The organism is Lactobacillus sp. ESL0237 (genome assembly GCF_003692985.1).
GTDB classification, from domain to species: Bacteria; Bacillota; Bacilli; order Lactobacillales; family Lactobacillaceae; genus Lactobacillus; species Lactobacillus bombicola.
In genome coordinates, this window is sequence record NZ_REHE01000010.1 from 57,678 (window position 1) to 83,118 (window position 25,441).

7 protein-coding genes are annotated in these 25,441 nt (G+C 36.7%); 1 reads left to right on the plus strand and 6 read right to left on the minus strand.

Annotated features, from left to right (window positions below):
* Positions 1-21: 21 nt before the first annotated feature.
* Positions 22-606 (plus strand): DJ-1 family glyoxalase III, encoded by a 585-nt coding sequence (locus F5ESL0237_RS05700; protein WP_122022104.1) that lies wholly within the window; start codon positions 22-24, stop codon positions 604-606.
* A gap of 80 nt (positions 607-686) precedes the next feature.
* On the opposite strand, the gene F5ESL0237_RS05705 is transcribed toward F5ESL0237_RS05700, so the two are convergent.
* The 6 genes from F5ESL0237_RS05705 to F5ESL0237_RS05730 all read right to left on the minus strand — a co-directional run bounded on the left by F5ESL0237_RS05705 (position 687) and on the right by F5ESL0237_RS05730 (position 24,800).
* On the minus strand, positions 687-1,856 hold the full coding sequence (locus tag F5ESL0237_RS05705) for a hypothetical protein (protein ID WP_122024876.1): 1,170 nt from the start codon (positions 1,854-1,856) through the stop codon (positions 687-689).
* A complete protein-coding gene (locus tag F5ESL0237_RS05710; protein WP_122024877.1) occupies positions 1,856-3,025 on the minus strand; it encodes a hypothetical protein in 1,170 nt (389 codons plus the stop codon). The genes F5ESL0237_RS05705 and F5ESL0237_RS05710 overlap by 1 nt, the downstream gene beginning before the upstream one ends.
* A gap of 2 nt (positions 3,026-3,027) precedes the next feature.
* Entirely contained in the window at positions 3,028-3,642 is a 615-nt protein-coding gene (locus tag F5ESL0237_RS05715) for an ABC transporter ATP-binding protein (protein ID WP_122022107.1), read from the minus strand.
* Positions 3,643-3,981: 339 nt separating this feature from the next.
* Positions 3,982-4,608, minus strand: coding sequence for a hypothetical protein (locus tag F5ESL0237_RS05720; protein ID WP_122024878.1), 627 nt, complete (start codon positions 4,606-4,608; stop codon positions 3,982-3,984).
* A gap of 480 nt (positions 4,609-5,088) precedes the next feature.
* Complete coding sequence (locus tag F5ESL0237_RS05725) at positions 5,089-7,911, minus strand: DUF1542 domain-containing protein (RefSeq protein WP_122029875.1); 2,823 nt, start codon at positions 7,909-7,911, stop codon at positions 5,089-5,091.
* The gene (locus F5ESL0237_RS05730) at positions 7,899-24,800 is read right to left on the minus strand and encodes a DUF1542 domain-containing protein (RefSeq protein ID WP_122029876.1); all 16,902 of its coding nucleotides are present in this window, start codon (positions 24,798-24,800) and stop codon (positions 7,899-7,901) included. Before F5ESL0237_RS05730 ends, F5ESL0237_RS05725 begins: the two co-directional genes overlap by 13 nt.
* Positions 24,801-25,441 lie beyond the last annotated feature (641 nt).

A 25,441-nucleotide genomic window follows, 5' to 3' on the forward strand; every position in this document is an offset into this window, starting at 1 on the left:
ATAGAAAGAAGAGGTATTACCATGAAAAAAGTTGCCGTTGTATTTGCCGATGGTTGTGAAGAAGTAGAAGGATTAAGCGTAGTTGATGTTTTGCGACGCTTAAGCATTCCAACTGACATGGTTGGTCTAACTAGCCCAAAAATCACTGGAGATCACCAAATTCTACTTACATGTGACAAAGTATTAGATGATAGTTTATTAGATTATGACTTAGTTGCTTTCCCAGGCGGAAAAAGCGGTGCCGAAAATTTACGCGATCATAAAAACCTTCGTGACTTAATGGTTAAGCGTCACGAAGAAGGCAAATGGAATGCAGCGATGTGTGCTGCTCCAATTGCCTTAGCCCGTTATGGCATATTAGACAACGCTGATTATACTTGTTATCCAGGTTTTGACAAACAGACTAAGCAAGATGCACCAACTGGCAAATTTAAAGAAACAATTACAGTAACTGACCACAAAAATAAGCTTATTACTAGTCGCGGTCCGGCTACTGCGTGGGCATATGCTTATGCAATTGCCGAGGCTTTAGGGGTTGAAACTAAACAGCTACAGCAAGGCATGCTTTACAATTATCTAGCTGATAATATCCAGACCAGCTTGTAATAAAAAAACCGTTCCAATTCAAAAGAGTTGGAACGGTTTTTACTTGATACTTAATAATAAGACTGGTAAATTTTTTATTACTAAGCTTTGCTATTTTGATATGTATACTCAACAATAACAGTTAAAACTAAGATAATCACTATACTACCAAGCAAAACAATGATTCCCGCACTAAAATTTAATTGCGGATTTTGGTATGACATTTCCAGTTTCCCCGAAACAATATCAACCGCATTTAGATACGTCACCGGTAACCAAGCACTAACTTTTCTTAACATTGGGACAGCTATTACCGCCACATTCACTCCTAATACTAACAAGAGTGCAAGCAGCAATGTGGGCAGTTGCGCACGAAAAATTTTGGCCAAAAATCTTACCAAAACTATTAAGAATAACAAGCCTAAAAGTTGTAAAGCAATAATTGGTAAAATTAAATTGTCACTAGCCACAAAGTTAGTCATCATTCGACCGTTAACAAATTTATAGGTCAAATACGGAAAAGCTAAATTACCAGCACCAGCAAAAATCGTGGCGGCAATTATCATTAACAAATTTATTACCAAAAAACTTCCCCCTAGTAATATTAAACCCGCACTAATTTCCGTTAAAGCTTGACGCCATTTACTAATGGGATTGAGCCGAGTTAGATCAAGTTTTTGATGATAAGGTTCTGTTAATAATAAAGTTAAGATAAACAAAGCCACCAAAGTAAATAGATACGGTAAATACTGCTGGTTAAGGTGCAACCAAAATTGGATTCCCGTTACTGGCATATCTTGATTTTCATAAGCGAGTGGTTTGTCTTTAAGATAGGCAAAAAATTTTAGTTTGTTATTAGTCTCTGTCACTTGAGCGGGATCAACATGGTCAGCAATGTTTTCTAAGTGTTTTTTTTCATGCTGCTTTTTTTGCCACATAAGCGTATAAGCTAACTGCCACTTAGCAGCTTGAGCAGCTTTTTGTATTTGATAATCTTGGTTGGCAATTTTTTGGTTACTGTTAATATCTTGTTCAGTTTCTTGATAAAGGTCACTATTTTTCTTTTGCTGCTTCAGATTTTGTTTTAACTTAGCAATCTCTGTTTGATAGTAAGTACCTTCTTTTTGGGCTCCTGCCTGCAAGGTAAATTGGGGCGCGGTACGTAGATTCAAAAATAAAATAAAGCCCAAAATTAGAATCAGGATAGAAAGACAAATTGGCGTCAACTTATTTTTAACTACTTTTTTTAATTGAAATAGGAGATAAGCCATTACAGTACCTCCACTTCTTTGAAATGATGAGTTCTAGTCCGTTCTAATAAGCAAATCAAACTAAACAAAACAAGTGAACCAATTAGTAGGGTACCTACCCCACTAGTAAAATTAATGTGGTAATTATCTAAGTTATCAGCGGCTACCCCCGAAACTACATTGATTGCACTAAGATAAGTGTTAGGTAGCCACTGGGCAATCTGAGCCAATGGTTCAATTACCGTGGTTGCTAATCCAATGCCTACTACTAAAAGTACCGCTAATAACAGGGTCGGCAACTGATTATGCAATAGTTTTGCCAGTAACTGAATAAACAGTACTAAAAATATAAATTCCAAAAATTGTAAGATTAAAATTTGGGGGATTAAAGTAGCTAACGGAGCTACAGCAACTCTTTGCCGTCCATTGACTAGATGATGAATAATAGCTGGGTATTGTAAATTACCCGTGCCAAAGATTAAAGATGCTCCGGTAAAAACTAATAAACTTAACAATAAATATAATAAACAACTAATGGCTAATCCTACCAAACTATTAGATAGTTGCTTACGCATTACATTTATTGGTAAAACAGTGGTGATATCTAAGCCATTTTTATAAGCGTCAGTATATAGATACGTTAAAATAAAAATTATCACTAAAGTAAATAAAATTGGCCAGTAGGTTCCGTTTAAGTCTGACCAAAACTGAATACCAGTAACGGCTGCATCACTTTCATAAGGCAGCGGATGCTTAACTAAATATTGATAGCGCTTTTTAATGCCACTAACGAAGTCAAGGTTTCGCTCACTTAATCCAGTAGTTTTCATTTTATTACTCTCTTTGATTTTTTCCTTATAAACTAGTCCCCATTGCCCCTTATTAATATGTTTAATCAACGCTTGATTTACTTGTAATTGTTTTTTTGTTTGCTTCAGTGCGATTTTAGTTTGACGGTAACCTTCACCAGTCGGCGAATACTTTTTTAATGCTTGCTTATCTTGGGCAATATTATTTTTTTGGATTACAATATTGCCTTGTATCTGACCCTTGATTGATTCTCCGCTGTCAATTTGATTAGCATTAAGAAATAAAACACCAAAAGAAATAATTATCAAAATGCACGAAGCAATTATGGTTAAGTTATGCTTGGTAATTTTTTTAAATTGAAAACCAAAGTAAGACATCATTCCTACACCTCACGCATCATTTGTTGTTCTAAAACTAAGCGATGAGCGTTGATCATCCTTAGTTCACTGCTATAATGTGAGGTCATGATAATACATTTGTTTTTATGCGAAACTTCTTGCGCTAAGCGGTCATAAAGTTGCTTGCGACTTACCTCATCCAAACCATTGGTTATTTCATCCATTAAATAATATTCGGCATCACTTACAAAATACATGGCTACCAGCAATTTCTGTTTCATTCCTAGTGAATACTTTTTAATGGGTACTTTGGCGTAATCTTGCACCCCTAAGAAGGCTAACTCGTCTGCTAAATTCACCTGTGAGTGCCACATGTTTTTGATAAATTTTAAATAGTCTAAGCTATTAAGATTGGGATTGAGCCAGTCATTACTTTCGAAGAAAAAAACTTTGTCCTTATTTTGGGTATACGGTTTACCTTCTAAGCGAATTCTTCCAGCGGCAATCGGGATCAAATTAGTAATTGCTCGCAAAAAACTAGTTTTGCCTAAACCATTTTCGGCAGCAATCTGATAAAACTGACCAGGCATAAACTGATAACTAAAATCATGCAAGATTGGTTGACGGGTTTTAATTGTGAGATGATTAACTTCGAGCATAACAGTCTCCTTGATAAAATGTGGTATTAATAGAAATGATGTGATTAAACAAGCTTATCACTTAATATTAATGATTTAGTTATTATTTATAAAATAACATATTTTAAGGTTCATATATTCAACAAAATTTATACTTATTGTTTTTTTCCACATAGTAGATAACTAACTGATTATTTTTACTTTTAATAACATTTTTATTTTAGAAAAAAATAATTGACTTTTATTGGCAGACTGATATTCTTTAACCGTTAAATTGCTTATCATATTAGAAGTTGACTCTACCAATACACCTTATTCTTAATAACTAAAAATAGTCCCCCAAGCTGAGAGACTACTATATTAATATTGACCAATCATTAAACTTGGTATAAATTGATAATTTCCATGATTAAGCCAACGTTGTAGTTCAAGTAAAGAATTCTCTCCTATTTCCTTATTACGTTTAGGTAACCGCTTGATTTCTTGTTCAACCTTTATTAATTCTTTTAAAGCTGCTTTCTTCCCTTGACTATCTTTAATCCTCATTACCTCAAATTCAGCTTTAACCAGAGGCTTTAAATTGCGCTTAAGTGCCTTAACATTATAAATACCAGTCAGCAAGCTAACCCAACCTTGATATTTCCCACTCTGGTCAATAATATGCACCATTATATGCTTATTTAAAGAATTAACTTCAATTACTTTGAATAATACTTTATTGACTACCAGTTGCTCAACATAAGCTTCACTATATTTTTCTACTTGCTCGGCTTGTTTATACATTGGGTTCATTAGCGAATTTGAAGATAACCGAAATACATAACCAGCTCGATTTAACTGTTTAGTTGCAATTTGATCAATTTGCGTTATATTTTCTTGATTATTTTTAGTAGAGGCATTGACGAGTGCAGTTGCAATTGTTCCAGTTGCTAGTGTAAATAATGATACAGCAGTTGAAATCACCATTAATTTAGAACTTTTTTTCATTGTGTCTTTCCTCCATAACATTAAACTTGTTAATTTATTTTTAATATAAACTGAAATTTAATAATAGTCAATTGCCGTTTGTTAAATTTTTTTATTTTTATTTTTTCTTAAATTTCCATCTGAAATGCTTTGATAGAGTAGGTTTTTGCAATTTTAAATTTATAAATAAAAGTAAATTATGTTGCTATTTAATACTAATATTTATATTTTAATCTCAATTAATAAAAACACGTTTTATAAATTTTAATATTCTTAATTTTCCTTGTAATTAATAATATATTTTAAAAATTGACAGTAATAAATACGTTTTAAATATAAAGTATACAAAATTATATAACGATAGTTCTAAATCTAAATAGTAATTTAAAATAGCTTAGTTTGACATAAAATTGAATTTATTAATAATAAAAAAAGAAGCCCTACCTCTTTTGAGATAGGAGCTTCTTTTACTACTTAAGTTTGTTCAAGAATTTCTTGATTTTACTTGAAGTTAGAACGTTTAACGAATTTATTTTGACCAACTGCATAATATTCGCTACCTTGAATATTTACTGCATTGCCATAAGTTTGAATTGCACTATTCTTTTTTAATGCTTTCCGACTTATTCTTTGGCCATATTGGTTATATACGTATGACTTGTGCTTTAACTTACGGCCAGTTCCTGTAACATTATCACTTGCTAGATATTGACCTCCAGCTATTGCTACGTACTTCTGTCCACTAATCGTTCTACTTTCACCAGTAGTAATTCTGGATCCTGCCTTTAGAACAAGCTTATTCAAACGGTTACCATTTTCATCATAAATGTATGCATTATGATGAACTTCTGCATTCGCAGTTACTCCATCAGCAAGGGTATTATTTGCCTCTACAGTTACAAATGCAAAATTGGCTGCCTTGACATAGCGGTTTTGACCAATGATGTAGTATGCAATACCCTTGATCTTCACTGGATCACCATATGTGCCAACTTCTGAATTCTTCTTAAGTAATGTTATACCTACACGCTTGCCATAACGGTTATATACAAATGCATTCCGTTTCAGGCGACGCTTGTTACTAATAACATTATTAACAGCTACGTATAAGCCATTATCTGTTATGTAGAATTCACGACCGTTAATCTTTTCTATTCCATACGTTGAAATTATCGAACCGCTCTTAGCTACCAATAAGTTAGCTCGCTTACCTTGTTTGTTATAGAAGTAAGCATTGTGGTTAAGCCGCTTTTCAATAGCATCTGGCTTATTATTCCCTTGACTAGGAATATTCTTATTAATTTCAGCTATAGCATTATCGAGAATTTGCTTTAGCTCTTCAGGAGTTTTAGCTTTACTGATTGCATCCTTAGCTTTGGCTGCCGCATTATCAACTGCCTTATTAGCGGCTGCTTTTTGCTCATCAGTTAAGTTTGGATCCTTATTAATTTTATCTTTAGCTGCAGATACTGCATCATCGATTGCTTTGTCTGCAGCTTTCTTTTGGTCTTCTAAAATTTTATCAAAAGTTAAATTAGTGTTACCTGGGTTAGTGTTACCACCATTGCCATTACCACCAGAATTGTTGTTGCCTGGTACTTGCTTGTCAATATCTGAAGTTCCCTTGTCCTTAGCCTTGTTAACTTCGTCTGGGGTCTTGGCCTTGTCGATTTCAACCTTAGCTTTGGCTGCGGCATCATCAACTTGTTTCTTAGCATCTTCTTTTTGCTTGTCAGTTAAGTTTGGATCTTTATCGATCTTATCCTTAGCCTTGGCTGCGGCGTCATCAACTTCCTTCTTAGCATCTTCTTTTTGTTTATTCAAGCTGCTATCTGGAACTACCTTACCAATTTCAGCTAAACCATTTTCTTTAGCTTGGTTAACTTCATCTGGCGTCTTAGCCTTATCTACTGCATCCTTAGCAGCAGAAGCGGCCTTGTCAATAGCGTCAGTTGCCGCCTTCTTCTGCTCATCTGTTAACTTAGGATCCTTATTAATGGCATCCTTAGCAGCGGAAGCAGCCTTATCAATGGCATCCTTAGCGGCCTTCTTCTGATCTTCTAAGCTGTTACCTGGTGTGTTGTTGCCTGGTACTTGCTTGTCAATATCTGAAGTTCCCTTGTCCTTAGCCTTGTTAACTTCGTCTGGGGTCTTGGCCTTGTCGATTTCATCCTTAGCTTTGGCTGCGGCATCATCAACTTGTTTCTTAGCATCTTCTTTTTGCTTGTCAGTTAAGTTTGAATCTTTATCGATCTTATCCTTAGCCTTGGCTGCGGCGTCATCAACTTCCTTCTTAGCATCTTCTTTTTGTTTATTCAAGCTGCTATCTGGAACTACTTTACCAATTTCAGCTAAACCATTTTCTTTAGCTTGGTTAACTTCATCTGGCGTCTTAGCCTTATCTACTGCATCCTTAGCAGCAGAAGCGGCCTTGTCAATAGCGTCAGTTGCCGCCTTCTTCTGCTCATCTGTTAACTTAGGATCCTTATTAATGGCATCCTTAGCCTTCGCTGCAGCGTCATCAATTGACTTCTTAGCATCTTCTTTTTGCTTATCTAAAGTGCTGTTTGGAACAGCCTTACCAATTTCAGCTAAACCATTTTCTTTAGCCTTATTAATATCATCAGAGTTAACAGCCTTGTTGATTTCTTCCTTAGCTTTAGCTGCGGCAGCATCGACTGCTTTATTGCCAGCTGCTTTTTCAGCATCTGTTAAACTACTGTCTTTATTAATGGCATCCTTAGCAGCTCCAGCGGCCTTGTCAATGGCGTCAGTTGCGGCCTTCTTCTGCTCGTCTACTGTACCATTTGATTTTGGAATACTGTTGATTCCTGTAATTCCGTCTGCTTGGGCTTGATTAATTTCATCTGCATTCTTAGCCTGATCTACTGCATCCTTGGCCTTGGCTTGAGCATCATCAACTGCTTGACTTTGTTTTGCCTTTTCAGCACTAGTGATAGTTGGATCTTGGCTAATCTTGTCTTTAGCTGCGGCAGCGGCCTTGTCAATGGCATCAGTTGCGGCCTTCTTCTGCCCGTCTACTGTACCATTTGATTTTGGAATACTGTTGATTCCTGTAATTCCGTCTGCTTGGGCTTGATTAATTTCATCTGCATTCTTAGCCTGATCTACTGCATCCTTGGCCTTGGCTTGAGCATCATCAACTGCTTGACTTTGTTTTGCCTTTTCAGCACTAGTGATAGTTGGATCTTGGCTAATCTTGTCTTTAGCTGCGGCAGCGGCCTTGTCAATGGCATCAGTTGCGGCCTTCTTCTGACCTGCTACTGTACCATTTGATTTTGGAATAGCATTTATTTCAGCCACTCCATCTTCTTGGGCTTGAGCAATTTCATCTGCATTCTTAGCCTGATTGCGCTCTTGGCCTTGGCTTGAGCATCATCAACTGCTTGATTTTGTTTTGCCTTTTCCGCGCTAGTTAAGGTTAAATCTTGACTTATCTTTTCCTTAGCTTTAGCAGCAGCATCTTCAATGGCCTTATTTGCTATATCTTTTTGATCATTAAGTGGTTTCCCAGGAATGTATTGTGCATCAATTGCTGCAATTCCTTTATCTTGTTGATCTTCAACTTCTTGTGAAGTTCTTGCACGATCAATTGAATTTTGTGCTTTTTGAAGCTCTAATTCAACATTATCAATCTGTGTTTTCTTAGCAATACTGTCCAAAGTTGAATCAGCATTAATTGCACTCTTAATTGTATCTGCTTCTTTAACAAGTGCATTTTTAGCTACTTGCTTTTGAGCATCTAACTGATCAGCTGCTAGATGCTGAGCATGAAGTGCAAGGACACCATTTTTATATTCATCTTTAATAGCTTGCGAATTCGTAGCTTCGTCAATTTTATCCAAAGCCTTTTGCTTTTGAGCTTCTACAGCTTCAATTTGTTGTGCCTTAAGTTTTTGAGATAAAGTCTTATCACTGTTAATTTCATTCTTAACAATTTCAGCCTCATCCATAATAAGTTTCTTAGCATAAGATTTTTGATCAGCTATTGAAATTGAAGGTACATATTTAGCATCTATATTAGTAATTCCAAGATTAAGAGCATCATTAATTTCTTGGGCATTTTCAGCCTTTTGAATATTCTCCTTAGCCCTAGTTGCTTCTTGGTCAACTGCCGCTATCTGATCTGCCTTCGCTTTGTCGTCTAATGATAAATCATTTGCAATCTTATTCTTGATTACAGAAGCTTCTTGATCAATTGCTGCTTTTGCCTTAGCCTTTTGGCTATCTAAGCTTCCTTGAGGAATGTATTGTGCGTCAATTGCTGCAATTCCCTTATTGATGGTGTTCTTAAGTTCTTGAGCATTAGGTGCATTATCAATTGCTTCTTTAGCTTTAACTACTTCTGCATCTACATTAGCTTTTTCTTTAGCCTTTGTAGCATTATCTAAAGTTACATCAGCTTCAATTTCTGCTTTAATCTTCTTAGCTTCTTGATCAATTGTTGCTTTAGCAGCTAGTTTTTGATCAGTTAATGATGTGCTATTAGTTACATAGTCACTATCAATCTTACTAATTCCAGTAGATTGAGCATCCTTAACACTTTGAGCATTCGTTGCTTGATCAATTTTATCTTTTGCATCAGCAGCATCTTTATCTACATTAGCCTTTTGTGCTGCTTTAGCAGCATTGTCTAAGGTAGGATCAGCATCAATTGCTGCTTTCACTTTAGTAGCCTCTTGATCAATTGCTATTTGGGCATTTCTCTTTTGATCGGCTAATGACATGCTACTTGGAATATGATCACTATCAATCTTACTAATTCCAGCTATTTTAGCGTCTTTGACACCTTGAACATTTGGAGCTTGATCAACATTAATCTTAGCCGCTTGTGCATCTTTATCTACATTAGCCTTTTGTGCTGCTTTAGCAGCATTATCTAAGGTAGGATCGGCATCAATTTCGGCCTTAATCTTAGCGGCTTCTTGATCAATTGTTGCCTTAGCTTGAGATTTTTGACTTTCCAAACTTCCATTTTCATTAGTTATATGTTGCCCATCTACTGCTACAATTCCATCACGAACTGCACCTTTTATACCTTGAGCGTTGGTTGCATTATCAATTGCACCTTTAGCCTTAGTTGCCTCAGCATCAACATTGACTTTTTGCTTAGCCTTAGTTGCGTCATCTAAAGAAGGATCAGCATCAATTTCAGTTTTGACTTTCTTAGCTTCTTGGTCAATCGCATCTTTAGCAGCAATCTTTTGATCAGCTAATGAAACTTTACTACTTAAGTGATCAGCATCAATCTTACTAATTCCTGCCGCTTTGGCATCTTTAACACCTTGAGCATCTGGAGCTTGATCAATGTTATTCTTAGCTGCTTGTGCATCCTTATCCACATTATCTTTTTGTGCAAGCTTAGTTGCATCATCTATAGCAGGATCAGCATCAATTTCGGCTTTAATCTTAGCAGCTTCTTGATCAATTGCATTTTGGGCATTCCGCTTTTGATCGGCTAATGACATACCATTTACTAAATGATCACCATCAATCTTACTAATTCCAGCAGATTTTGCATCTTTTACTTCTTGAGCATTAGTTGCTTGATCAATCTTACCTTTAGCGCTGGTTGCATCGTTATCTACATTAGCTTTTTGTTTTGCCTTTGCAGTATCATCTAAAGTTTCATCGGCATCAATTTCAGCCTTAATCTTAGCAGCTTCTTGATCAATGGCTGCTTGAGCTGCTGATTTTTGATCAGCTAATGAGGCACTATTTGGCACATGATCGCTATCAATCTTACTGATACCAGCAGATTTTGCATCCTTTACACCTTGAGCATTAATTGCTTGATCGATGTTATTCTTAGCCGCTTGTGCGTCTCTATCAACATTAGCCTTTTGGGCTGCTTTAACTGCATTATCTAAAGTAGAATCAGCATCAATTTCAGCTTTAATCTTAGCAGCTTCTTGATCAATCGCATTTTGGGCACTCCGCTTTTGATCAGCTAATGGAATATTGTTTGTTACATGATCATCATCAATCTTACTAATTCCATCAGCTTTAGCATCTTTGACTGCTTGGGCATTAGTCGATTCAGCAATCTTCGCCTTAGCCGCTTGTGCATCTTTATCAACACTATTCTTTTGTGCCAATTTTGTTGCATCATCTAAGCTAGGATCAGCATCAATTTCGGCTTTAATCTTAGTAGCTTCTTTTGTGATTTCCGCTTGCGCGTTTCTCTTTTGATCAGCTAATGAAGCACCGTTTTCTAAGTGATCGCTATCAATTTTAGCAATTCCTGCACTTTGTGCATCCTTTACGCCTTGAGCATTTAGTGCTTGATCAATCTTCGCCTTGGCAGCTTGCGCATCCTTATCAACATTAGCTTTTTGTGATTTCTTAGCTGCATCATCTAAAGTTTCATCCGCATCAATCTCAGCCTTAATTTTAGCGGCTTCTTGATCAATGGCAGCCTTAGCATTAGTCTTTTGTTCAGCTAATGATGTATTACTTGGCACATAATCACTGTCAATCTTAGCAGTTCCAGCTGCTTGCGCATCTTTCACGCCCTGAGCATTAAGTGCTTGGTCAATCTTCGCCTTAGCTGCTTGCGCATCTCTATCTACAGTCAACTTTTGGGCTGCCTTGAGTGCATCGTCTAGTGCGGGATCGGCATCAATATCAGCTTTAATTTTAGCAGCTTCTTGATCAATGGCAGCTTTAGCATTAGTCTTTTGCTCAGCTAATGATGTATTACTTGGTACGTAATCACTATCAATTTTGGCAATTCCTGCACCTTGGGCATCTTTCACACCTTGAGCATTAGTTGCCTGACCAATTTTAGCTTTAGCTGCTGCTGCATCCTTATCTACATTAGCTTTTTGCTTATTCTTTGTAGCATCGTCTAAGGCTGGATCAGCATCAATATCAGCCTTAATCTTGGCAGCTTCTTGATCAATTGTCGCTTGAGCAGCAACTTTTTGATCCGCTAGTGAAGTACTGTTTGGAATATGATCACCATCAATTTTGGCAATTCCAGTTGCTTTAGCATCCTTCACGCCTTGAGCATTCGTTGCTTGATCAATACTATTTTTAGCTGCTTGCGCATCCTTATTAACATTAGCTTTTTGGGCAGCTTTAGTTACATCGTCTAAGGTTTCATCTGCATCAATCTCAGCCTTAATCTTGGCAGCTTCTTGATCAATTATACCTTGAGCAGCCTTCTTTTGATCTTCTAGTGACATACTATTTGGTACGTAATCACCATCAATCTTACTAATTCCAGCTGCCTTGGCATCTTTGACGCCTTGCGCATCTGTAGCTTGATCAATATTGCTCTTAGCCGCATTGGCATGAGTATCAACATTAGCTTTTTGTTTAGCCTTAGTTGCATCATCCAAAGTTGGATCAGTATCAATTTCGGCTTTAATCTTAGCGGCTTCTTGGTCAATTATACCTTGAGCAGCTTTCTTTTGATCTTCTAATGAGATACCACTTGGCACATGGTCACTATCAATCTTACTAATTCCAGCTGCTTTAGCATCTTTGACACCTTGGGCATTAGGTGCTTGATCAATGCTATTCTTAGCGGCTTGCGCATCTTTATCAACGTTAGTCTTTTGTTTTGTCTTTTCGTTGGTATCTAGAGATGGGTCAGCATCAATCTCAGCCTTAATCTTAGCGGCTTCTTGATCAATAGCAGCTTGTGCTGATGACTTTTGATCGGCTAATGAAGCACTATTTGGTACATAATCGCTATCAATCTTGTTAATACCGGCTTTAACAGCATCTTTAACTGCTTGCGCATCTGCAGCCTGATCAATCTTTGCCTTAGCGGCTTGTGCATCTTTATTTACATTAGCCTTTTGCACAGCCTTAGTTGCATCATCTAAAGTTACGTCGGCATCAATTTCCGCTTTAATCTTAGCGGCTTCTTGATCAATTGTACTTTGCGCATTCCGCTTTTGATCATTTAATGAAATGCCACTTGGTACATGATCAGCATCAATCTTAGTAACTCCCGCAGCTTGTGCATCTTTGACACCTTGAGCATCAGGAGCTTGACTAATTTTGGCCTTCGCATCTGTTGCATCCTTATCTACATTTGCTTTTTGCGCATCTTTAGCATCACAATCCAAAGTTACATCGGCATCAATTTCTGCTTTAATCTTAGCAGCTTCTTGATCAATTATTGCTTGAGCAGCAGCCTTTTGATCAGCTAATGACATCTTGCTACTTTGATGATCTGAATCAATTTTACTAATTCCTGCAGCTTGAGCATCTTTGACGCCTTGGGCATTAGTTGCAGCATCAATGTTATCTTTTGCAGTTTGTGCATCTTTATCAACATTGCCTTTTTGAGCAGCTTTAGTTGCACTATCTAAAGTAGAATCTGCATCAATTTCAGCCTTAATTTTAGCGGCTTCTTGGTCAATTATATTTTGGGCATTCTTCTTTTGATTTTCTAAAGATACACTATTTGGTACATGATCTTTGTCAATCTTGTTAATTCCAGCAGCTTGAGCATCTTTGACGCCTTGGGCATCTGTAGCTTGATCAATATTGTTCTTAGCTGCGTTAGCATCGGCATCAACATTAGCTTTTTGCTTGGTCTTAGTTGCATCGTCTAAAGTTGGATCATTATCAATTTCGGCCTTGATTTTAGCTGCTTCTTGATCAATTAAACCTTGAGCAGCCTTCTTCTGATCAGTAAGTGATGCACTATTTGGTACATGATCTGAATCAATCTTACTAATTCCAGCAGCTTGGGCATCTTTGACGCCTTGGGCATTAGGTGCTTGAGCAACTTTATTTTTAGCTACTGCTGCATCATTGTCCACATTAGTTTTTTGCTTAGCCTTAGTTGCATCGTCTAGAGTTACGTCAGCATCAATTTCGGCCTTGATTTTAGCGGCTTCTTGATCAATGGCATCTTGCGCATTCTTCTTTTGGTCGGCAAGAGAAGTACTATTTGGTACATGATCGGCATCAATCTTACTAATTCCAGCATTTTGCGCATCCTTAACCTCTTGGGCATTAGTTGCAGCATCAATCTTATTCTTAGCGGCTTGCGCATCAGCATCTACATTAGCTTTTTGTTTTGCCTTAGTTGCATCATCTAAGGTTGGATCATTATCAATCTCAGCTTTAATCTTTATTGCTTCTTGATCAACTAAACCTTGTGCATTCTTCTTTTGGTCAGCAAGAGAAGTGCTATTTGATACATGATCGCTATCAATCTTAATGATTCCAGCATTTTGCGCATCCTTAACATCTTGTGCATTAGTTGCGGTATCAATCTTATTCTTAGCGGCTTGCGCATCGGCATCTACATTAGCTTTTTGCTTAGCCTTTGTAGCACTATCTAAGGTTGGATCATTATCAATTTCGGTCTTAATCTTAGCGGCTTCTTGATCAATAGCATCTTGCGCATTCTTCTTTTGGTCGGCAAGAGAAGTACTATTTGGTACATGATCGGCATCAATCTTACTAATTCCAGCATTTTGCGCATCTTTGACACCTTGAGCGTTTGTTGCTTGATCAATCTTGCTCTTAGCAGCTTGCGCATCGGCATCTACATTAGCTTTTTGCTTAGCCTTTGTAGCACTATCTAAGGTTGGATCAGATTCAATTTCGGCCTTAATCTTAGCAGCTTCCTGATCAATTGTTGCTTGTGCCTTAGCTTTTTGCGCCTCTAAACTTCCATTTTGACCTGATACATGTTGGGCATCAATTGCTGAAATTCCATCATGCAGAGAAGATTTGATTTCTTGAGCATTATTTGCACCATCAATTGCCTTCTTAGCTTTTGCTGCTTCATTATTAACATTATTCTTTTGCACATCTTTTGTTGCATCATCTAATGTTATATCAGCATCAATTTCAGCCTTAACCTTTTTAGCTTCTGCATCAATCTCAGCTTTTGCTGCCAATTTTTGATCTGACAATGAGGTCTTATTACTTTGATGGTCAGAGTCAATCTTAGTAATTCCAGCATTTTGCGCATCCTTGACCTCTTGGGCATTAGTTGCAGCATCAATCTTATTCTTAGCGGCTTGCGCATCAGCATCTACGTTACCCTTTTGACTAATCTTAGTAGCATCGTCTAGAGTTACATCAGCATCAATTTCAGCCTTGATTTTGGCGGCTTCTTGATCAATTGCAGATTGCGCATTCTTCTTCTGATCTGCTAATGATAAGTTGTTTGGTACATGATCACTATCAATCTTACTAATTCCAGCCGCTTTAGCATCTTTGACACCTTGGGCACTAGTAGCCTGGTCAATATTATTCTTAGCGGCTTGCGCATCCTTGTCAACATTGCTCTTTTGGGCTGTCTTTTCTGCATTATCTAAAGTTGAATCATTATCAATTTCCGCTTTAATCTTAGCGGCTTCTTGATCAATAGCATCCTGGGCATTCTTCTTCTGATCTGCTAATGATAAATTGTTTGGTACATGATCACTGTCAATCTTGTTAATTCCAGCTATCTTAGCATCCTTAACACTCTGAGCGTCAGGAGCTTGATCAATTTTATTCTTAGCGGCTTGCGCATCTTTATCAACATTACTCTTTTGCGCTGCCTTCTCCGCATTATCTAAACTAGTATCAGCATCGATATTTGCTTTAATCTTAGCAGCTTCTTGATCAATCTCTGATTGCGCATTCTTCTTTTGATCGGCTAATGATGAGTTGTTTGGTACATGGTCATTATCAATCTTAATAATTCCAGCAGCTTGCGCATCTTTGACACCTTGAACATCAGGAGCTTGATTAATCTTAGCCTTAGCGACTTGCGCATCTTTATCAACATTACTCTTTTGCGCTGCCTTTTCTGCATTATCTAAACTGGTATCAGCATCGATATTTGCTTTAATCTTAGTTGCTTCTTGATCAATTGCATCTTGGGCATTCTTCTTTTGATCGGCAAGTGATGTACTACTTGGAATATGATCGCTATCAATCTTAATAATTCCAGCGGCCTGTGCATCCTTTACTTCCTGCGCATTAGCTGCTTGATCAATATTATTTTTAGCAACAGCTGCATCATTATCGACATTTGCTTTTTGTTTAGCCTTAGCTGCGTTATCTAAAGTTGCATCATTATCAATTTCAGCTTTAATCTTAGCAGCTTCTTGATCAATCATGCTTTGAGCATTCTTCTTTTGATCGGCTAATGTTGTAACACTTGGAATATGATCACCATCAATCTTAATAATTCCGGCTGCTTGCGCATCTTTGACACCCTGAGCATCAGGAGCTTGATTAATCTTATTCTTAGCAACAGTTGCATCATTATCGACATTTGCTTTTTGCTTAATCTTGGCCGCATTGTCTAAAGTTGCATCATTATCAATGTCAAATTTAATTTTAGCGGCTTCTTGATCAATTGCATCTTGAGCACTCTTCTTTTGATCGGCAAGTGATGTACTGTTTGGCACATGATCGCTATCAATCTTAGTAATTCCAGCGGCTTGCGCATCTTTTACTTCCTGTGCATTCGCTGCTTGATCAATCTTATTTTTAGCAGCTGTAGCATCATTATCGACATTTGCTTTTTGCTTAAGTTTAGTAGCATTGTCTAAAGTTGGATCATTGTCAATTTCAGCCTTAATCTTAGCTGCTTCTTGATCAATCGCACTTTGGGCATTCTTCTTTTGATTGTCTAAAGATACATTATTTGGTATATGATCGCTGTCAATTTTAGCAATTCCAGCAGCTTGGGCATCCTTGACACCTTGAGCATTAGTTGCAGCATCAATATTCTTTTTAGCATTGGCTGCATCAGTATCAACCTCGGCTTTTTGTTTAGCTTTGGCAGCATCATCTAATGTCACATCTTTATCTATCTCAGATTTAATCTTAACTGCTTCTTGATCTATTGCATTTTGAGCAGCTTTCTTTTGATCGGATAATGAAATATTATTTGGAATATGGTCGCCATCAATTTTGTTAATTCCTGCGGCTTTAGCATCTTTCACACCTTGAGAATTGGTTGCTTGATCTATTTGAATTTTGGCAGTTGCAGCATCAGCATCAACATTATTCTTTTGTGCTGTTTTTTGTACACTATCCAAAGTTGAATCAGCATCGATTTCAGCCTTAATCTTAGCTGCTTCTTGATCAATTGCATCTTGAGCACTCTTCTTTTGATCGGCAAGTGAGGTACTATTTGGTACGTGATCACTGTCAATCTTAGTAATTCCTGCCGCTTGTGCATCTTTGACTTCCTGCGCATTAGCTGCTTGATCTATTTTGCTCTTAGCAGCCGCCGCATCAATATCAACATTACCCTTTTGCGCTGCTTTAGTAGTATTATCTAGCGTTGGATCGTTATCAATTTCAGCTTTTACTTTAGCTGCTTCTTGATCAATTGCACTTTGAGCACTTCGCTTTTGTTCTGCTAAAGAAACGCTATTAGTAATATGGTCACCATCAATCTTGATAATACCAGCGGCTTGCGCATCTTTGACAGCTTGAGAGTTAGTTGCTTGATTTATCTTGTTTTTGGCATCAGCCGCATCTTTATCAACGTTACCCTTTTGTGTGGCCTTAGTAGCACTATCCAAAGTTGAATCAGCTTCAATTTCAGCCTTAATTTTAGCTGCTTCTTGATCGATTAATAGAGTAGCATTTTTCTTTTGATCTTCAAGTGAAGTGCTGTTAGAAATATGATCAGCATCAATCTTAGTAATACCAACTGCTTGCGCATCTTTTACACCTTGGGCATTAATTGCTTGATCTATTTTATTCTTGGCGTCAGCAGCATCTTTATCGACATTAGCTTTTTGCGTTGCTTTTTCAACTCTATCTAAACTATTGTCTGCATCTATTTCGGCCTTGATTTTAGCAGCTTCAGCATCTATTGCAGCTTGAGCTGCTTTCTTTTGATCAGCTAATGAAGCTTCATTTGGAATATGATCACTATCAATTTTCGCAATTCCCGCATTAGTTGCATCCTTAACACCTTGAGCATTAACTGCCTGATCTATTTTCACCTTAGCTGCAGCAGCATCAATATCGACATTACCTTTTTGAGCTGCTTTAGCCGCTGCATCTAAAGTTACATCAGCTTCAATTTCGGCTTTTACTTTAGCCGCTTCTTGATCAATTATATTCTGAGCATTTTTCTTTTGATCAGCTAGTGACGTACTATTTGGTACATGGTCACTATCAATCTTCGAAATCCCATTATCACGAGCATCTTTCACAGCTTGAGCTCCAGTTGCTTGATCTATTTTAGTTTTAGCATTAGTTGCATCAGTATCGACATTGGCCTTTTGTTTTGTCTTAGTAGCATCGTCCAAAGTGACATCGGCATCAATTTCAGCCTTGATTTTAGCGGCTTCTTGGTCAATCGCATCTTGAGCCGCTTTCTTTTGATCACCTAATGAAGTAGAACCTGGAATATGATCAGCATCTATTTTATTGATTCCAGCTATTTGCTCATCTTTAACTATTTGAGCATTAGTTGCTTGATCTATCTTAGTTTTAGCATTAGTTGCATCAGTATCAACATTAGCCTTTTGCTTGGCCTTAGCCGCATCATCTAAAGTTACATCGGCATCAATTTCGGTCTTAATCTTAGTTGCTTCGGCATCAATTGCTGATTTTGCCTTCGCTTTTTGACTATCTAAACTTCCATTTTCACCTGGTACATATTGCGCATCGATAGCTACTATTCCATCGTGTAAAGAAGTTTTAATCTCTTGAGCATTCTTTGAGTTATCGATAGCTGATTTAGCTTTAATTGCTTCAGTATCAACGTTAGCCTTTTGCTTGGCCTTAGTCGCATCGTCTAAAGTAGCGTCATTATCAATCATACTCTTAACTCGTCTAGCTTCGGCATCAATTGACAATTTAGCGGCCCGTTTTTGGTCATCTAATGGCGTTGCATTAGGGATGTGATCTGAATCAATTTTTACAATTCCATCATTTTTAGCATCTTTAATTCCTTGCGCATCTGTAGCTTGATTAATCTTGCTCTTAGCTGCGGTTGCATCAGTATCCACATTAGCTTTTTGCTTGGTCTTAGCCGCATCATCTAAAGTTACATCGGCATCAATTTCTCCCTTAACCTTAGTTGCTTCTTGATCAATGGCATCTTGAGCTGCTTTCTTTTGATCAGCTAATGAAATATTATTTGGAATATGATCGCTATCGATCTTTCTAATACCTTCATTTTTAGCATCTTTCACGCCTTGAGCACTTGTGGCTTGATCAATCTTATTCTTTGCGGCTTGAGCGTCTTTATTAACATTACTCTTTTGCGCAGCTTTTTCAGCACTATCTAAAGTTGAATCGGCATCAATCTCGGCCTTAACTTTAGCGGCTTCTTGATCAATGGCATCTTGAGCGTTCTTCTTTTGATCAGCTAATGAGACATTGTTTGGTATATAATCGGCATCAATCTTAATAATTCCAGCGGCTTGCGCATCCTTAACGGCCTGAGCAGTCGTTGCCTGGTCAATATTAGCTTTGGCAACTAAAGAATCCTTGTCAACATTGGACTTTTGTTTGGCCTTTTCAGCATCATCTAAGGTGATATCGGCATCAATTTCGCCTTTAACCTTAGCGGCTTCTTGATCAATCGCATCTTTGGCGGTCTTCTTTTGATCAGCTAATGAGATGTTATTTGGAACATGATCACTATCGATTTTAATTATTCCAGCATTTTGCGCGTCTTTGACGCCTTGAGCATTAGTTGCTTGGTCTATCTTTACCTTAGCAGCAGCGGCATCAATATCAACATTATTTTTCTGCGCTGCTTTCTCATTATTAGCTAAACTATTATCGGCATCAATTTCAGCCTTGATCTTAGTTGCTTCTTGATCAATTATTGCCTTAGCGTTTTGCTTTTGATCAGCCAATGAAGTAGAACCTGGAATATGATCACTATCAATGTTAATTATTCCTTGGTTCTTAGCATCTTTAACCCCTTGAGCATTAGCCGCTTGATCTATTTGAGTCTTAGCTGCGGCCGCATCATTGTCTACATTTGCTTTTTGCTTAGCCTTAGTCGCATCGTCTAAAGTTACATCGGCATCAATTTCGCCCTTAACCTTAGTTGCTTCTTGATCAATGGCAGCCTTAGCTGCTGTCTTTTGATCAGCTAATGAAGTAGAACCTGGAATATGATCACTGTCAATCTTGGCAATTCCTTCTGTTTTAGCATCCTTAACATCTTGTGCACCTGTTGCTTGATCAATTTTACTCTTAGCAGCATCGGCATCAGTATCCACATTTGCTTTTTGCTTGGCCTTAGCTGCATTATCTAAAGTTACATCGGCATCAATTTCAGCCTTGATCTTAGTTGCTTCCGCATCAATGGCATCTTTAGCAATCTTCTTTTGACCAGCTAGTGAGGTTGAATTAGGGATATAATCAGCATCAATCTTGGCAATTCCTTCTGCTTTAGCATCCTTAACACCCTGTGCACCTGTTGCTTGATCAATCTTTTTCTTAGCATTTACCGCATCAGCATCAACATTACCTTTTTGTGCTGCTTTTTCTGCACTGTCCAAACTAGAATCGGCATCAATTTCAGCCTTGACTTTCTTAGCTTCTTGGTCAATTGCATCCTGAGCTGCTTTCTTTTGATCAGCTAAAGAAACCTTATTTGGTATGTGATCGGCATCAATCTTGGCAATTCCAGCTTCAGTTGCTTCTTTCACACCTTGAGCATTAGTTGCTTGGTCTATCTTTCTCTTAGCAGCAGCGGCATCAGTATCTACATTAGCTTTTTGACTAGCTTTTTCTGCACTATCTAAAGTCTCATCAGCATCAATTTCAGCTTTAATCTTAGTTGCTTCTTGATCAATGGCACTCTTATCATTTTGCTTGATTTCATCTAAAGAAATGTTGTTTCTAACATGATCGCTGTCAATTTTGATAATACCTGCATCTTTTGCATCCTTAACACCTTGAGCATTAGTCGCTTGGTCTATCTTCACCTTAGCAGCAGCAGCATCAATATCCACATTAGACTTTTGCTTAGCTTTAGTTGCATCATCTAAAGTGTCATCAGCATCAATTTCAGCTTTAATTTTTACTGCTTCTTGATCAATTATCCCTTTAGCAGCTTGTTTTTGATCAGCTAATGAAGTAGTTCCTGGTATATGATCTGCATCAATTTTAACTATACCTTCAGCTTGAGCATCTTTAACGCCTTGGGCATTAAGTGCTCGATCAATCTTATCTTTAGCTGCCGCCGCATCAGTATCCACATTAGACTTTTGCTTGGCTTTAGTTACGTCATCTAAAGTTACATCAGCATCAATTTCAGCTTTAATTTTTACTGCTTCTTGGTCGATAGCAGCTTTAGAAGCTTGTTTTTGGTCAATTAATGACATTTTATTAGGAATATGATCTGCATCAATCTTCGCAATTCCTGCTGCTTGTTCATCTTTAACTGCTTGTGAGTTAGTAGCTGCATTGATTTTAGTTTTAGCTGCTGTGGCATCTGCATCGACATTGGCCTTTTGCTTGGCTTTTTCTGTATCGTCTAAAGTAACATCAGCATCAATTTCAGCCTTAATCTTAGTTGCTTCTTGGTCAATAACATTTTGAGCAGCTCTTTTTTGATCAGGTAATGATGTTTTGTTAGGAATATGATCTGCATCAATCTTAGCTATACCTTCAGCTTGTGCATTTTTAATTGCCTGTGCGTTAGGCGCAGCATTGATTTTGGTTTTAGCTGCTGTAGCATCAGCATCAACATTAGCTTTTTGGGTATCTTTTTCTGCATTATCTAAAGTTACATCCGCATCAATTTCAGCCTTAATTTTAGTTGCTTCCGCATCAATTGCATCAGTAGAGGCTTTCTTTTGATCACTTAATGCCGTACCAGGTTGATGTGCTGCATCGATTGCAGCTTTACCATTTTTCTCTGCCTCACTTACTTCACTAGGAACGATAGCTTGATCTATCTTGCTTTTAGCAGCACTAGCAGCCTTGTCAACCGCATCTTTTTGCGTTTTCTTAGCAAGATCATCAAGAGTAGGGTCATTGTCAATCTCACCCTTAACTTTAGTCGCCTCATCATCGATAGATTTATTAGCAGCTTGCTTTTCAATATCTAGTGAATGATATACATAGGTTACTGAATCTGTTCCATCAGCTAATTCAAATGATGCATCAAATGCAACTTTTTGCCCATTTACAATCACATGATCTGGAGCCCAATTGTTTGCATCAGGTGCTGGTGGTAATTTTACAGTTTCACCTGTAATACCTTCAATTACTACTTTGTTATTTGGAGTAATCTTGTTGCCGTTGGTATCTACATATGTTGGATTTACAGTCTGCTTATTACCTTCAACATAGATATTGACTACTGGGTTATCGTCAGATACTAAAGTCTTTGTAGCCTGATTTTGCGCCTTTGCAGCATAATGATAACCTGCTGGAACATTATCTTGGGTATAGTATTTATTAGTCCAGTCAATGGTATTACCATAGTTGGCTGGAACTAAGTTTTCAACAGACTCTGTACCTGATTTACCTGACATTGGTGAGATCAAAACGCGTTCAGGGTGATTAACATCAACATATCTATATGTTACGTTCTTCTTTACCCCGTATACATAAACCTTATATGTATAATTATCACCTTCCATTGGTGCAATACCAATAGATGCTTGACCAAATTCATCGCCATTATCAGCATTTGTAGTTAAATCACCACCACTTTGAGCATCTTTTACGGCACCAGCATAAATTTGCTTACCTAAGGCCCACATATATCCTTTAGGCATATTATTAATAACATTTTCGTTATTAATAAGTGGTATATATTGACCAATATAAGGATCAGGTGGCAAAGTCATCTCCACTGGTGAACCAAGATTTTTACCGTTTTGATCAACATATTGAATCTTAATTTTCCCTACTGGAATAGCAATTGTTTGTAGTTCACGAGTTGCTGGTGTAACAATGTTGGAATTAGAAGTAACACCATTAATATCAGTAATTACTGCTTGACCATTTGTAACAACCATTTTGGCAAACTTTAAAGTATTATCTCCATTGGCATTATTACTTGCGGAGTTATTGCTTATCCAAGTCTTAATATTTGAATTATTAAGAGTTACAGAGCCCGTGCCTGAAATAATACCAGCATTAGTAGCTATTGGTTCCCCATTAGGACCTTGAATAGCCAAATGCAATTGTTTTGGTGAAATAAAAGTTACTCTAGAAGTATTAGCAACTTGAATTACAGCCCCATTAGCTCGTTGATTAATATCAAAAGTGGTCCCAGCATTAAATTCAACAGATTGATTCCCTTGAAGTCTAATTGCGCCTGGCATGGTGGTAATTGGCGCTTTCAAATTAAAATTTTGACCAAATTTAAATATGGCATTATTGTTAAATGCATTAGATTGGGTCCCATTCAAAAAGTATTGGAAGCCAGATTGAGTCCAACTAACATTATCACCAACATTTACACCACCAATGTTATTATACATAGCTGGATAATTGGCTGAGATATCATTGTAAGTAAGTGCTGTGTTGGAAGAACCGTCACCCATAGTAATCATATTACCGTAGCCTACACTTGCTTGTGGTGATATACTCGACATCCAAAATTCCGAAAAGCGAATATCATTACTAGTTCTCTTCATGGTTACACTGCTATTGTTCGCAAAAATAATATTCCCGACGCCACGGGTAACCTCATTAGAAATATTAAAGACATTCTCACCTGAAAAAGTTACTTTTGAGTCATTAGCCATTACTGCATGAATCGGATTATTACCATTTACTGTACTTGGAGATAAGGTTACATTATCCAAGTTTACAGAAAGTCCTGCACCATTACCTGAATAAACAAGAGAATATGCATTATTATCATTTGTATTAAACCCTTGCTTAAAGACTCCATTAGTTAGAGTTACAGTTGTTAGATTATTATATGGCACAGCAACATAACTAAAAGTTTGTGTTCCTAAATCAATTGTATGGCCGTTACCATTGACTACAACATTTGCGCCTGCAGCACGATTTCCAATATTATTAGCTGCTCCTGGCGCATAAGCTATATCATTTGTAATATTAATATATGTTACAGTTGCATCTGACCATGCAGCTGCTAAACTTGAAAAATCACTTACATTTACTAATTTTTGCTTATACATATTAGGATTCCGAATTTGATCAGGTGTAGGAACATTCAATGAGGTTGGGGTTTTGCCAGTAGTTTTACCAATCTCATCATTAAATTTTTGACGACTACTATCAGAATCTGGAGAAACTGTTATATCCCTTGATGTTCCAACATCGGCTGCTGTTTCAACTCTAGGAGTGGTCTCACTAACTAGAGTAGACTCACTCAACCCTCTCTTATCTAATGACTTGGTATCAGCCATATCATTAATAATAGAAGAAGATGGAGCAAAATCACCTGCTGGAATGTTAACAGATGTATTAGATTGTTTAGGAACAATAGTTAATGGCCTACTGTTTTCTGTGTTAGCAGTGGGAACTTGATTTGAATTAGTTACTGGCTGCTTTAGGCCATTATCGTTTACGTTTAAACTTTCACCATTTGTTTTTGATTTTTTATTAGGTGACTTGGGATCATCAACTATCTGTTTTGCATTATCAGTATTCGGTCTTTCTTCTAAAAAAGAATTAAGGCCTGAATATGTCGATAAGCTTTTTGTAACAGATGGTTTTTTCGTTGCCCCTTTTTTATTCTGTGCTTTGGTAGAAGCTATTTTAGTCTCGATACCATTGTTAGCAGCTGTAACATTATAACTAGCATCAATTTTAGTTATTACATTATTCACGATTGCCTTGACACTAGCTAAATTAATTGCTGACTCAATCTTATTATTAGCGTCACTAAATAAAGCATCAACATTCTTAATTTGATTTGCTTTCTCTCCACTACTCAAAGTTTGATCAACATTAATTTTTGCTTTAGTATCAACTGCTTTGTTTTCTAAAGTACTCAAAGCCGTTTTCTTTGCTTCTTCAAGCATATTTGAATCAATAGGCTTACTTTCAGTAACTGATTGATTTAGTGTCGCTCGTTGAGCAAGCTTATCAATAGAATCCTCTTGATTAGTTTGGCTGTTAATATCAGCTGCTTGTACATCTTGTATACCTAGTTTATTGCTATAAACTAGCCCTCCTCCTAGCATAAAAGTTAATAAGGAATAGCTAACTAGCCATCCTTTTTTGCTTTTATGCATTTTATAGTTCGTATTCTTTATTTCTTCGATTAATTCAAATCTGTTCAAAATATACTCTCCTTTTTATGCACGAATATATACAGCTTGCAATTCAATATAGGTGTCATTTTATCATAGTTATTATAGTGTTTCCACATTTATGTAGTTTTTTACATATAAAATTCTAAAAATTATATAAAATTATTTTGTTTACATATTTATTTAAATAACAATTTTTAAAGTACTTTTGTTTTCTTAAAGCAATAAAATTTGAAAATGTTCTTAATTAAAGATAATATATTTTAAATAATATATAGTATTAATATTATTTTTAAATCCAAATTAGCTTCTAAGATAAAGCAATATTTATTGTTTTAATAATTATTAGCAAAAACAATTATTAGTTATACTAAAAATAAAAAAATAATTACTAACATTATTTTTTTATATGTGACTAATCACAAAATATAAATATTAATTTTTAAATAACTAAAATCAGAGATATATAATTGCTTTTTTTATCAAAAAATCATCTTGGAAAAGTCTTTTTAATTATATATACTTTAGAAATTGTTTATGCTATATTTTTAATCATATGTTACACTTTTTATAAATTTACTATTATAATTAAATGGTTAAATTTTATGATATTACATTAGCCCAACTATTTCTTTTCTAATAAAGTGTTTAATTGCAACTAACGTACTATA

Excerpts from the sequence above, each read along its gene's own strand:
- F5ESL0237_RS05700 (WP_122022104.1), top strand. The coding sequence starts at position 22 with ATGAAAAAAGTTGCCGTTGTATTTGCCGATGGTTGTGAAGAAGTAGAA.
- F5ESL0237_RS05715 (WP_122022107.1), bottom strand. The coding sequence starts at position 3,642 with ATGCTCGAAGTTAATCATCTCACAATTAAAACCCGTCAACCAATCTTG.
- F5ESL0237_RS05710 (WP_122024877.1), bottom strand. The coding sequence starts at position 3,025 with ATGATGTCTTACTTTGGTTTTCAATTTAAAAAAATTACCAAGCATAAC.
- F5ESL0237_RS05705 (WP_122024876.1), bottom strand. The coding sequence starts at position 1,856 with ATGGCTTATCTCCTATTTCAATTAAAAAAAGTAGTTAAAAATAAGTTG.
- F5ESL0237_RS05720 (WP_122024878.1), bottom strand. The coding sequence starts at position 4,608 with ATGAAAAAAAGTTCTAAATTAATGGTGATTTCAACTGCTGTATCATTA.